The organism is Flavobacterium sp. (assembly GCF_044341265.1).
Classification (GTDB): domain Bacteria; phylum Bacteroidota; class Bacteroidia; order Flavobacteriales; family Flavobacteriaceae; genus Flavobacterium.
On record NZ_JBIISA010000005.1, the window covers coordinates 1 to 12,990 of the forward strand.

Genomic DNA, 12,990 nt, shown 5'->3' on the forward strand with positions numbered 1-12,990 from the left:
TGCCTGCATTGAATGTTCCGCCTGTTCCTGTAGTTCTTACCCATGAACCACCTGAACTCTCACCTGTAATCAAACTAAATAAATTAATAGGTGTAGAACTACTACCGCAAATGTTTAAACTTCCATCAGTGCCCGCTGTTGGTTGGGAAACAAAATTTATTGTAGCAATACTTGAATCATCAATACAAGGCGTAGTTCCAATTAAAGTATAAGTAAATGTACTATTTGTTGTTGTTGCTGATGGTGTAAAAGTTCCAGCAAGAGCATTAAAAGTTCCTCCTGTTCCTGATGTTCTTACCCATGAACCTCCAGATTGTTCACCAGTAATAATACTAAATAAATCAACTGTTGTTAAATTTCCTAAACAAATAACCAATGTGCCATCGTTACCTGCATTTGGTTGAGGGTTTATGTTTACTGTTGCTATACTAAAATCTCCTGTACAAGGTGCTGCTCCTGTTAAAGTATAATTAAAAGTACTTGTTGTAGCTCCAATTGCAGGCGTGTAAGTTCCTGCTGTCGCATTGAAAACTCCACCTGTTCCACTAGTTTGTGACCAAGTTCCTCCAGCTTGCTCGCCTGTAATTAAATTAAATAAATTTATTGCAGTAGTTGATGTTTCACAAATTGTTGTATTTCCATCAGTTCCGGCATTTGGTGATGTATTTACATTTACTTGAATCAATTGAAATGGTCTACAAGTAACATCTGAAGGCGCTGGGTTTGCAATAGCATATACATAATAACTTCCTAAAACATTAGGCAAAGAACCTGCACTTCCTAAAACTGGTGCGTCATAAGTTGCAATTCCACCTGCATTAGGTGTAACAGTTCCAAGTAAAGTACCTCCAGTATACATATTTGTTCCAACTTGTGGAGTAGTAAAATACACATAACTTATACTGTTAGCAGCTGTAAATGTAGTATTTACTGTAAATGGTGTTGGGTCTGAATTCAAACATAATGTTTGAGTTGGTGATGGATTTGTTATGGTTGGACAAGTAGAACAATCATCCAAAATTATATTAAAAGACTTAACTCTTATACAAGGATTATTTGTACTAATTAAACTCATATAAATAGTTTGACTTGTACCAGATGCTAAAACATATGCAGCTGGATTAGCAATACTATTAGCTGCAGCATTTTCAGCATCAGCTTGGTTTGTATAATAATAAACATCATATGCACCTGTTCCATTCAACGGACCTAAAACTGTAGGTTCATTTGATGTTAAATTAAATACATTATTTGGAATACAATTTGTAATTGAATTTGGTGTTAAAGTATCATCAGGAAAAACCTCAATAGTAACAGGTTCTGTAACTGTTCTTACAATAGTTGCTGGTGGTCCTGGGACATTACATTGAGTATATCTAACTTCTGCTGTGTAAGTTGTTGTAACTGATGGACAAACAGAAATAGTTGGAGTTGTGCCTATTGGATTTCCATTTTGTAACCATCTGAATGAAGTCAAAGAAGGTCCTGAAGGTGTAAACCTCCATGATTCATCATTTGCAATCCAAGTACCTGTATTTCTACCAGGTGCAGCAAGTCCTTCAGCTGCTACTTGACCATGTATGCCTATAACACCACTACCACTATTCCATCCAGCACAAACGCTTCTTCTTTTAACGTGTATATCAATTATATTAGTTGATTCATATAAAACCAATTGACTCTCTTGCAAACCTTGTGCAGTTCCACATGAAAACAAAGGCATGTTTCTTACATTCACAATCAACTTTCTGCACGGAGCAACACCATCAACAATGTATCTAACATCAACTGGTGGTGTAGCTGGAACATTAGGATTTGTATCCTGCATTGGGAAGAAAATGGAATTTAAAAATTCAGGTTGAGCTGTACCCAAAGCTGGTATAGCTGCAGTAAATGGCCAAGGACTTGTTGCTGGTTGACAATTAGGATTCGTTGTAACAAAAGTTAAATAAGTATTAGTACTTAATTGAAATGCGTCAAAACAACTACCATAAAAACTAAAATCAAATGGTAAAGGTGTAGCTGCTGAGTAGGCGTCATCAATATTACATAATGATGTTCCTGCATTACCTAATGGCGCTAGAGGCGCATAAGGAATAGATGCCACAGTATAAGAAGTGGTATCTTTAATATCTATATATGATGCTGAAATTGTGGTGCAACTAGATGCATTACATAAAACAGGATTTGGAGCATCAATTGTAATCTCATCTGGGCAACAATTAGTTATGTATGTTAGTGTTCCTGTTGAAGGTTGACTTACACATCCAGTAGCTGAATTAGTAATTATTACTGTATAATTTCCAGCAATTGCACTATTAAAACTAGGCACGTTACCAGGTGCAGGAACTCCTGCAGGAACAGTCCAAGCATAATTATAAGTTCCAGCAACTGAAGGTGTAGCTTGAATTAAAACTGGAGCTATATCACCAGTACATTTAACAGGACTGTTAACCAATACTGATGGTGATGGATTTATAGTAATTGTAAAACTATTAGTAACATCTGTACAACCACTCAAAGAAGCAGTCACTGTAATAGTTGCTACAATTGGAGCAGAAGTTGTATTAGTTGCAAGTACGTTAGTTAAATTTCCTAAACCAGCACTTCCAATCGCCAATAGAGGATTATTGTTTGTCCATGATACTGTTGATCCTGGTAAATTAGTTGGAAATGACAAAGAAGGTATTAATGTACCATTACATACAATTTGATTACCAGGTACAATTAAAGCTAAAGTATTCACTGTAACAGTAACTAACTTAGAAACAGAACAAGTAGCATTTGTAGTGAATGAAATATCATCAATTGCAAAATCATTTCCTGCAACATTTGTATTTCTATCATACATTACGATTTGTGCCGTATTACTTGCACCAGAATTCCAAACGTATGAATATTGAGTCCAATTTCCACATGTTGCAATAGCTGGAGCTAATCCAATTCCTTGTGATACTCCATTTATCAAAACTTCTATTTGTGCAGGATTTGGCGTTGCGACTGTTTGAATCCAATAACTGAAAGTATGATTTTGACCAGGTAAAACTGGAACCGTTTGACTCCATAATCTGTCATTCCCAGCATTTAAATTTGAACCATCAACAACCATCATATTTCCAGTTCCTGTGGTATGATCACCACAAGTGGAAAAAGGTGTAAACCAAGAACTTGGATTTGTAACAATTCCATAAGCTTTCTGAATTCCAACCGCTGGTGCTGATGCTATATATTGATAATCAGTACCAAAACCACTAGTTCCTTGTGAAAAATCTCCATTAACAATTAAACTTCTAGGTGAACTTATTGATGAAGTCACTGTATATGTTGTAGTAACTGTAGGACTAACTGTAGGTGTTGCACTATTTGGAGTTGTCAATGATGGATCTGCTGGTGATGCTGTCCAAGTATAGGTTGAACCTCCACTTACGGATAATGTTGTGTTACTTCCATTACAAATACTTGTATTAGAAGAAACTACTAAAGGATTTACTGGATTAGCAATAACAACGTTTGACTGACTAACTGTTGTTGGAGCGCTATCTGTTACTGATATTGTGTATGTACCTGCAGGCAAACCTGTAAAAATTCCTAAAGCATTTGTTTGTGAAACAGGACCTGTAATTGAATAACTAGTGTAAGATTGTGAACCTCCAGTGGCATAAATCGCTATTGATCCATCTGAAGATGCAGGACATGACGTATTTAAAGCAGAATAAGTTATTGATAATGGTGAAGCAGGTGGTGTTAAAGACAAGTCGTCTATAGCAAAATCATTACCAACAGGATTTGTATTAAAATTTCTTAATTCAATATTTACACATGCATTTGTTGGTGTAAAAGTATAAGTTCTAATTTCCCATCCAGCAGCAGGTAAAGGTGCTAAAAAACTTGGTGGCGATGTTAAAAGTGTTGCATTATTAAAAACTACTCTAATATCTGGTTGTGTCGACACCCCTGTTACATTTGTTGAAATTGTTTTTACCCAATAACGAAAAGTATATGTTGATCCAACAGTTAGTCCGCAAACTCCACCTCCAGAATTACCAGCTTTCCAAAAACTTGGATTACCGCCATCTGTACTACCATCAATAATCATCATTCTACCAGATGCTAAACCAGTAGTATGGTCAAAACCACTTATGAAATTAGACGTATTATAAGGTTGAGGATTTCCTCCAAACGAATAATCACCGGCTGCAGTAGTTCCGGTTGGTGTTGCAACATAATTATATCCAGTACTATTGATGTTAAATCCTACACCTACTCCACCTGATTCAAAATTACCATTAACTAATAAATTTTGAGCCGTTATAACATTGATAAACAGGCAACTTAACAATATAATTAGAGTATTTCTTTTCATTGCATAATACATTTTAAGGAGCGAAATATACATAAATTTAACCAAAATTTATCTTAAAATTTCTAATTTTTAAAAATAGAGTTTCCATTGCTAATTATAATTCAATAATATTTATCTTTGCAATTAAAATTTGCTAAAAAAATCTTATTAAAAAATGACCAATAACGAAGAATTTGCCGACGAAATCGGAAACAATCATATTGCCACAAATGAGCAAACACCTCTTAGAAATGATGCGTTTGAAAAAACGGATGAAGAGAAAATCGAATTAATAAAAAAAGATGTCGAAAATATACTTTTCACTCTTGGAATGGACCTAACTGACGATAGTTTAAAAGGCACACCCAATCGTGTGGCGAAAATGTTTGTTAAAGAGATATTTGGTGGTTTGAACCCAAATAAAAAACCAAGTTCTTCTACTTTTGACAATAAATACAAATACAACGAAATGTTAGTTGAAAAAAACATAACTGTTTATTCAACTTGCGAACATCACCTATTACCAATAGTAGGTAGAGCTCATATTGCTTATATTTCAAATGGTACAGTTGTTGGTTTGTCTAAAATGAATAGAGTTGTAGATTATTTTGCAAAAAGACCTCAAGTTCAAGAAAGACTTACTATCCAAATCGTTAAAGAGCTTCAGAAAGTTTTAAACACAGAAAATGTTGCCTGTATTATTGATGCAAAACATCTTTGTGTAAATTCTCGTGGAATAAGAGATATTGAAAGTAGTACTGTAACTGCTGAATTTGGAGGAAAATTTAAAGATGATATAGTTAGGAGAGAATTTTTAGATTACATAAAATTAGACACAAATTTCTAGATTTCTAATCATTTACTTATCAATAAAACAATAAATATAATATGCAACTTTATAAAAATCAAACACTTAAAATTTATAATTCTCTTTCTGGAGAAAAAGAAATTTTCACTCCAATAACAGATGGTACTATTGGAATGTATGTTTGTGGACCAACTGTATATAGCAATGTACATCTAGGTAATGTTAGAACTTTTATGAGTTTTGATGTTATTTACAGATACCTTTTACATTTAGATTATAAAGTTCGTTATGTTAGAAATATCACTGATGCTGGACATTTAACAGATGATGGCGATATTGAAAATGATAGATTTGTAAAACAATCAAGATTAGAAAAATTAGAACCCATGGAAGTGGTTCAAAAATATACTGTTGATTTTCACAAAGTATTGGATTTATTCAATTTTCTTCCTCCAAATATTGAACCAACAGCAACTGGTCATATACTTGAACAAATAGAATTAACTCAAAAATTGATAGATGAAGGATTTGCTTATGAAAGCAATGGATCGGTTTATTTTGACGTTTTAGAATATAACAAAAGAGGTTTGAATTATGGTGAATTAAACAACAGAAATGTTGAAGAATTATTAGCAAACACTCGTGATTTGGATGGGCAAAACGAGAAAAAAAATCCTCAAGATTTTGCATTATGGAAACATGCGACTCCTGCTCACATTATGAGATGGAATTCACCTTGGGGTGAAGGTTTTCCTGGTTGGCATCTTGAATGTACTGCTATGAGTACTAAATATTTAGGAGAACAATTTGATATTCACGGTGGCGGAATGGATTTGAAATTCCCTCATCACGAATGTGAAATTGCACAAGGAAAAGCTTGCAATGGAGTTTCACCAGTAAGACATTGGATGCATACAAATATGCTAACAATGAACGGTTTAAGAATGAGTAAGTCTACTGGAAATTATATTCTTCCGATGGAACTAATTGAAGGTGGAAATAATTTTTTTGAAAAACCTTTTCACCCAAATGTAGTTCGTTTTTGCTTTTTGCAAGCTCATTATAGAAGCGTTTTAGATATTTCTAACGATGCAATGGTAGCAAGTGAAAAAGGTTTCAGTAGATTGATGGAAGGTCTTCAACTTTTGAACGATATTCAAACAAGTTCTTCTTCTACTTTAGACATTTCCTCTTGGAGTCAAAGTTGTTATGATGCAATGAATGATGATTTCAATACTCCTATTTTAATCGCTCAACTTTTTGAAGGAGTACGTTTTGTGAATTTACTTAATGATAAAAGAGAATCAATAACTTCATCTGATTTAGAACTGCTAAAAAAGACTTTAGAGGAATTTACTTTCGAAGTTTTAGGTATTAGAAATGAAAAAACTTCCGGAAATAACGGAGAAAAATTAGAAGGTGTTGTCGAAATGCTTATTGAAATGCGAAATGAAGCTAGAGCTAATAAAAACTGGTCACTTTCAGATGAAATTAGAGATAAATTATTAGCACTTGGAATTCAACTAAAAGACGGAAAAGAAGGAACATCCTTTAGTGTTTAATCAAAATTCAAATGGTGAAAAAAATAATTATTTTTCCTCTTGTACTACTTATTCGGTTTTATCAAGAAGCAATATCACCATTCACTCTTTCAACTTGTCGATTTGAACCTACATGTTCCAGTTATTTTCTTGAAGCGTTGAAAGTTCATGGATTGATAAAAGGATCTTATTTAGGAATTAAACGAATTTTAAGTTGTCATCCATGGGGAAAAACTGGTTATGACCCTGTCCCTGAAAAAAAATGTACACATAAATAACATAATTTTAGAATTAAGTAATTTTAAAATTACTATTTTTGATAAAATTCATATTAAAAAACACAAAAAATGATTTGGAATCCGTCAGAAGGAATACATATTGGCTCTCTTAATTTGAGGTTTTACAGCTTAATGTTTGTAATTGCATTTGGATTAGGTTGGTACATCATGAAAAAGATTTTTATTAAAGAAAAAGAACCTTTAGATAAATTGGACACTCTTTTCGTATGGACAGTATTAGCTACTTTGTTTGGTGCACGTCTAGGACATGTATTTTTTTATGATTGGGAATACTTTAGAAATCATCCACTTGAAATATTGCTTCCTTTTAAGTTTGAACCAGAATTTCAATTTACAGGTTTTGCAGGATTAGCAAGCCATGGAGCTGCAATTTCAATAATAATTGTAATGTACTTTTACAGCAAAAAAGTAGTAAACAAACCTTTACTTTGGGTTTTAGATAGAGTTGTGATACCTGTAGCTTGTGGTGCTATTTTTGTAAGATTAGGTAACTTCTTTAATTCTGAAATTGTTGGAAAAATAACTACCAATGAAACTTTTGGAATTAAATTTGTTCGAGATTATTTTTCTCCTCAAGCTGCCATGAATCAAACTCAGATTGCAAATCCAGATTTAGCTTATGATGCTATTGTAAACAATCCAAAATTTGCAAACCTACTTGCTGAAGTTCCTTTAAAACATCCTGCACAACTTTATGAAGCTTTTGCCTATATTTTTGTATTTTTTATCTTGTTATTCTTGTATTGGAAAACAGATACTCCAAGAAAACATGGTTTAATTTTTGGAATTTTTCTAATCCTTTTATGGACCGTACGTTTTGCAGTAGAATATGTAAAAGAAAGTCAAGGTGGTTTCGAGAGTTCTCTTGGTCTATTTACAACCGGACAATGGCTAAGTGTTCCTTTTATTTTAGTGGGTTTATATTATCTGTTTATGGCAGAAGAACCTCTTCCTGATGATATAAAAATTTAAAATTTAATCCGATATATAAGAAGAGAACTAACATGGTTCTCTTTTTTTTTACAATCAAAATAGTTTTAATAACTGATTAAAATAAACAATTTGTTGCTATTTTAGCTCATCCGAAACTTAAATTTATCTACAAAATGAATTTTCCAAAAATTGCTAAATTGATGATTGAATTAAAAGATGCTGATTTAAAGTTTCGAGAGAAACTTATTAAAGAAAAAAAGCTATCTGAAGGTTACAACAATGAAATGGAAACTCTTCATATAAAAAATGCAGAAAAACTAAATGAAATTATTGACGAAATTGGTTTTCCAACCATTGAAAAAGTCGGAATTGAGGCTAGTGAATCGGCTTGGTTAATCATTCAACATTCTATAAGTAAACCTGAATTCATGAAAAAGTGTCTAAAACTATTAGAAAATGTAGCTATTGAAAACAAAGATTATGAGAAGAATTTAGCAAGTTTAACAGATAGAATAAGTGTGCTAGAGGGAAAGCCTCAATTATACGGAACTCAATTCGATTGGGACAAAAATGGAGAGTTAAGTCCTAATGAATATGATGATCTTTTGAAAGTTAACTTCAGAAGATTAAAAATTGGATTCAATACTATTGAAGAACAAACGCAAATTATAAGAATACAGGCTGAAAAAGAAAATCAAACTGCTCCAAAAAATCTTCACGTAAGAGAAAAAGAATTTAACCTTTGGAAAATAAAAGTTGGTTGGATAAAATAAAAATGACTTTAACAATGATTGAATTTAAACTTATTTGAGAACTAATACATTGAACCAAGACCAAATATCAAACTTTAATACATAAAAAAAAGCTACCTTAAACAAGGTAGCTTTTATATTTAGAAGCAGTTCACTTATGAATGGTGACGCTCTTCAATTTCTTTAATATCTTTCTTATTCATTGAGTCAACTAAAACTGGTGTTGCAATAAATAAAGATGAATATGTTCCAACAACAATACCAACAAGCATTGCAAAGATAAATCCTCTAATAGATTCACCACCGAAAATAAACATGATTAACAATACTAAAATCATGGTTAAAGACGTATTCAATGTTCTTGATAATGTAGTATTAATAGAAGCATTTACTACTTCTTTGAAAGTACCTTTAACATTTCCTGCTAAGAACTCTCTAATTCTATCAAATACAATTACTGTATCGTTCATAGAATATCCAATAACCGTCAAGATTGCCGCAATGAAGTGCTGATCCATTTCCATGTGGAAAGGCATCACTTTATATAATAATGAGTATAATCCTAATACAAAAATAACGTCATGTAATATAGCAGCGATAGCACCTAATGAATATTGCCATTTACGGAAAGAAATAACTAAATAAAGTCCAACAACTAGCATTGCACCAATAACAGCCCAAAAAGAGTTAGTTTTGATATCTGCAGAGATAGCTGCTCCAACTTTAGAAGCTTGTAAAACTCCAAATTGTTTACCATCGTATGAATTAATGAAGTTTTCATATGAAGTATTAGTATAATATTTACCTAAAACTTTATATAACTTTTTATTTACTTCTTCATCTACGTTAGTACTTTCTTCTTTGATTTTATATTTAGTTGTTAATTTTAACTGATCATCATCACCAAATACTTTTGCTTCAACTGTAGTTCCAAATTCTGCGGATAACTCCTCCGAAACTTGAGTTGGCTCTACTGCTTTTTCAAATTTAACTTGGAAAGTTCTTCCTCCAACAAAATCAACACCTTCGTCAAGACCGTTTAAAAAGAAGATTGAAACCAAACTTCCAATTACTACAACAGAAGAAAATAAATAAGTATATTTTTTAACCCCAATAAAGTCGTAATTGAATCCTGTAAACCAATTTTTAGTTAATGGCGTTGTGAAAGTTAAACTTCTATTGTTAGCAATATCTTTATCAATAAAGATTCTTGCAATAAAGATTGAAGTAAATAATGAAGTTACTATACCAATTAATAATGTTGTTGCAAAACCTTGGATAGGTCCTGTTCCAAAAATAAATAATATAGCTCCAGTCAATACGTGAGTAACGTTTGCATCAATAATTGAACGCATTGCTCCTTTCCAACCATAAGAAGATATAACTGCATCGCCTAAAGTTTTACCTTCACGAAGTTCTTCTTTTGCTCTTTCATATATAATGATGTTTGCATCTACAGCAGTACCAAGTGTTAAAACGATACCAGCAATACCAGGCAATGTCAATACAGCACCTAAACTTGCTAAAATTCCGAATAAGAAAAGTAAGTTAACTAACAATGCAATATTCGCATACCAACCAGCTCTACCATAGTAGAATACCATCCATAAACAAACTAATAAGAAACCTACAATTGAAGATATAAAACCTGCATTGATAGCTTTTTCTCCTAATGATGGTCCAACCACTTCTGATTGAACAATTTCTGCAGCAGCAGGCAATTTACCAGCTCTTAATACATTCGCTAAATCTTTAGTTTCAGTAACATCAAAATTTCCTGAAATTTCTGATCTACCACCAGCAATTGGTCCTGTAGAAACACCTGGAGCAGAATAAACTACATCATCAAGTGCAATAGCAATATAACCTTTAGTTGTAAATGCATTTCCTGTTAATTGCTCCCATACTTTAGCACCTTGACCATTCATTTGCATAGAAACTGCAGGCTTACCTAATTGATCAAAAGTATCTCTTGCGTCAGTGATAACTCCACCACTTAAAGGTGCAACATCATCTTTATTTCCTTTTAAAGCATAAAGTTCAAAAGTTTCAATATCAGCTTTAGTTTTTTCGTCTTTAGTGATAGTTGGTTTACCCCAAACAAATTTTGCAAAACGTTTGTCAGCTGGTAATAAAGAACGAATATCTGCTCTTTTTAAATAAGAGTTAATTTTAGCTGTATCTTTTACAGAAACAATACCTAAAATTGGTCCACCACCTTGACCTACAAATTTATCTAATATAGGATTACCTCCTTTTTTAGAATCAACAGAATCATTAGCCTTATTAGCTAACATATCTTTAATAGAATCGTTTGTTACAGTTTTTACTTCTGGAGTAGTTGCATTCTTTTCAGTAGCTTTCAAAGCGTCGTTTGCAGCCATTAAGAAACCACCTACTTCATCAATTTTGTAAGTTTCCCAAAACTCTAATTGAGCTGTTGATTGTAATAATTTTTTGATACGGTCAACATCTTTAGCACCTGGTAATTCAACAAGAATTCTTCCTGTTTGTCCAAGTTTAGCAATGTTTGGTTGAGTAACACCAAATTTATCGATACGTTTTCTTAATACGCCAAAAGCAGATTCAACTGATTCATCAACTTTTCTTCTGATAACTTTTTTAGTTTCATCATCAGACATTTTAAAATTGATTTCGTCAGATAAATTTTTGTTTGCAAAAATATCTGGAGAAGCCAATTTTGTATCACCTTTGATAGCATCAAAAGCCACAAAGAAAGCTTCTAAATAAGATTGATTTCCTTGTTGATTAACCTTTGCATCTTCTAAAGCTTTATTGAAAACGGCATTTTTAGAATTGTTAGAAAGACCTTTCAAAACATCTTTAACCGAAATTTGAAGAATAACGTTGATACCTCCTTCAAGGTCAAGACCTTTGTTGATTTGTTTACCGACTACCTCATCATAAGTGTAATCAACAAGACCAAACATACTAAAAACCTTTTTGTTTTTAATATCGTTTAGATATTCTATTTCTTTATCTTGGTTTCCTTTTGCAAATGCTTTAGCGTCATTTTGAACACCGTTAGATACAAATGTGAAAGAAAGTTGGTAAATACTTACCAGTGCAAATAGAATTGCGAAAAATTTAATAAGTCCTTTATTCTGCATTATTACTAAAAATTAATTAATTTTTGTTTGTTGGGTTTAAAAAAACAAGTAAATATAAAGTAAGCCATTGATTTTCAATGTAAATCAATAAAAATACTTTTGTACACGTTTTTTGAAACGTGCAAATATATAATTAACCTAAAGATTAACAAATTATTTACACATTAATATCAAAAAAAAGACTGCAAAAATGCAGTCTTTTTAATCTATTGTATTTTAATTTATGATAAAATCGATTTCAAATCACCATTCATTGCTCTAACTGCGTCTGCACTCTTAGCAAATTTTGCTTTTTCTTCGTCGTTTAATTCAATGTTCACAATTTTTTCAATACCATTTCTTCCGATGATACATGGCACTCCGATACAGATATCGCTTTGTCCGTATTCACCTTCTAACATTACTGAACAAGGAATCATTTTCTTTTGATCGTTTAAGATAGAATCAACTAAAAATGCTACAGAAGCTCCTGGTGCATACCACGCAGAAGTTCCTAATAAAGCTGTAAGAGTTGCTCCACCAACCATTGTATCTGCAGAAACTTTTGCTAATTCATCAGCTGATAAAAATTCTGAAACTGGTACTCCGTTGTAAGATGCCAATCTTGTTAAAGGAATCATTGTAGTATCTCCGTGACCACCAATAACCATTCCTTGAATATCGTTAGCTGGTTTGTCTAAGGCTAAAGATAAATAAGTTTTGAAACGTGAACTATCTAAAGTTCCTCCCATTCCAATAATTCTATTTTTTGGTAAACCTGTAGCTTTTAATGTCAAATAAGTCATTGTATCCATTGGATTTGATACAACAACAACAATTGCATTTGGTGAATGTGCTAATAAATTTTCAGCCACTCCTTTTACAATTCCTGCATTAATTCCGATTAACTCTTCACGAGTCATTCCTGGTTTTCTTGGAATTCCAGATGTAATAACTACTACATCACTTCCTGCAGTTTTTGAATAGTCATTTGTACTTCCAGAAACCTTTGTATTGAATCCTAAAGTAGTTTGTGTTTGCATAATGTCTAAAGCTTTTCCTTCTGCAAATCCTTCTCTAATGTCTAATAATACGATTTCACTCGCAATTCTTCTGTAAGCAATAGCGTCTGCGCATGTAGCTCCTACGTTTCCTGCTCCTACTATGGTAACTTTCATTGTATTGTGTGTTTATTTATATTGATA

At 32.4% G+C, this 12,990-nt stretch carries 7 protein-coding genes and 1 pseudogene; 5 read left to right on the forward strand and 3 right to left on the reverse strand.

Features of this window, described 5'->3' with window-relative positions:
* Positions 1–4,363: pseudogene (locus ACIQ06_RS03295) on the reverse strand (hypothetical protein); the annotation flags it as partial.
* 154 nt (positions 4,364–4,517) lie between these two features.
* On the opposite strand from ACIQ06_RS03295, the gene folE reads away from it, so the two are divergent.
* The 5 genes from folE (at position 4,518) to ACIQ06_RS03320 (ending at position 8,696) form a co-directional block, all read left to right on the forward strand.
* Positions 4,518–5,189 carry a GTP cyclohydrolase I FolE gene (gene folE / locus ACIQ06_RS03300; protein ID WP_396143862.1) on the forward strand — a complete coding sequence of 224 codons (672 nt, stop codon included), beginning with the start codon at positions 4,518–4,520 and terminating at the stop codon, positions 5,187–5,189.
* 41 nt (positions 5,190–5,230) lie between these two features.
* On the forward strand, positions 5,231–6,712 hold the full coding sequence (gene cysS, locus ACIQ06_RS03305) for a cysteine--tRNA ligase (protein ID WP_396143863.1): 1,482 nt from the start codon (positions 5,231–5,233) through the stop codon (positions 6,710–6,712).
* Between the two features lie 11 nt (positions 6,713–6,723).
* On the forward strand, positions 6,724–6,969 hold the full coding sequence (gene yidD, locus ACIQ06_RS03310) for a membrane protein insertion efficiency factor YidD (protein WP_396143864.1): 246 nt from the start codon (positions 6,724–6,726) through the stop codon (positions 6,967–6,969).
* A gap of 69 nt (positions 6,970–7,038) precedes the next feature.
* The gene (gene lgt / locus ACIQ06_RS03315; protein ID WP_396143865.1) at positions 7,039–7,962 is read left to right on the forward strand and encodes a prolipoprotein diacylglyceryl transferase; all 924 of its coding nucleotides are present in this window, start codon (positions 7,039–7,041) and stop codon (positions 7,960–7,962) included.
* Between the two features lie 134 nt (positions 7,963–8,096).
* Positions 8,097–8,696 carry a DUF6624 domain-containing protein gene (locus tag ACIQ06_RS03320; RefSeq protein WP_396143866.1) on the forward strand — a complete coding sequence of 200 codons (600 nt, stop codon included), beginning with the start codon at positions 8,097–8,099 and terminating at the stop codon, positions 8,694–8,696.
* A gap of 134 nt (positions 8,697–8,830) precedes the next feature.
* Here the strand turns inward: ACIQ06_RS03320 and secDF are convergent, their stop codons facing one another.
* Positions 8,831–11,806 carry a protein translocase subunit SecDF gene (gene secDF, locus ACIQ06_RS03325; protein WP_396143867.1) on the reverse strand — a complete coding sequence of 992 codons (2,976 nt, stop codon included), beginning with the start codon at positions 11,804–11,806 and terminating at the stop codon, positions 8,831–8,833.
* 221 nt (positions 11,807–12,027) lie between these two features.
* Complete coding sequence (mdh, locus tag ACIQ06_RS03330) at positions 12,028–12,963, reverse strand: malate dehydrogenase (RefSeq protein WP_396143868.1); 936 nt, start codon at positions 12,961–12,963, stop codon at positions 12,028–12,030.
* Positions 12,964–12,990: the final 27 nt, after the last annotated feature.

What these genes read in the sequence shown, in the direction of transcription:
- folE (WP_396143862.1), top strand. Translation starts at nt 4,518, where the DNA reads ATGACCAATAACGAAGAATTTGCCGACGAAATCGGAAACAATCATATT.
- lgt (WP_396143865.1), top strand. Translation starts at nt 7,039, where the DNA reads ATGATTTGGAATCCGTCAGAAGGAATACATATTGGCTCTCTTAATTTG.
- mdh (WP_396143868.1), bottom strand. Translation starts at nt 12,963, where the DNA reads ATGAAAGTTACCATAGTAGGAGCAGGAAACGTAGGAGCTACATGCGCA.
- ACIQ06_RS03320 (WP_396143866.1), top strand. Translation starts at nt 8,097, where the DNA reads ATGAATTTTCCAAAAATTGCTAAATTGATGATTGAATTAAAAGATGCT.
- cysS (WP_396143863.1), top strand. Translation starts at nt 5,231, where the DNA reads ATGCAACTTTATAAAAATCAAACACTTAAAATTTATAATTCTCTTTCT.
- secDF (WP_396143867.1), bottom strand. Translation starts at nt 11,806, where the DNA reads ATGCAGAATAAAGGACTTATTAAATTTTTCGCAATTCTATTTGCACTG.
- yidD (WP_396143864.1), top strand. Translation starts at nt 6,724, where the DNA reads ATGGTGAAAAAAATAATTATTTTTCCTCTTGTACTACTTATTCGGTTT.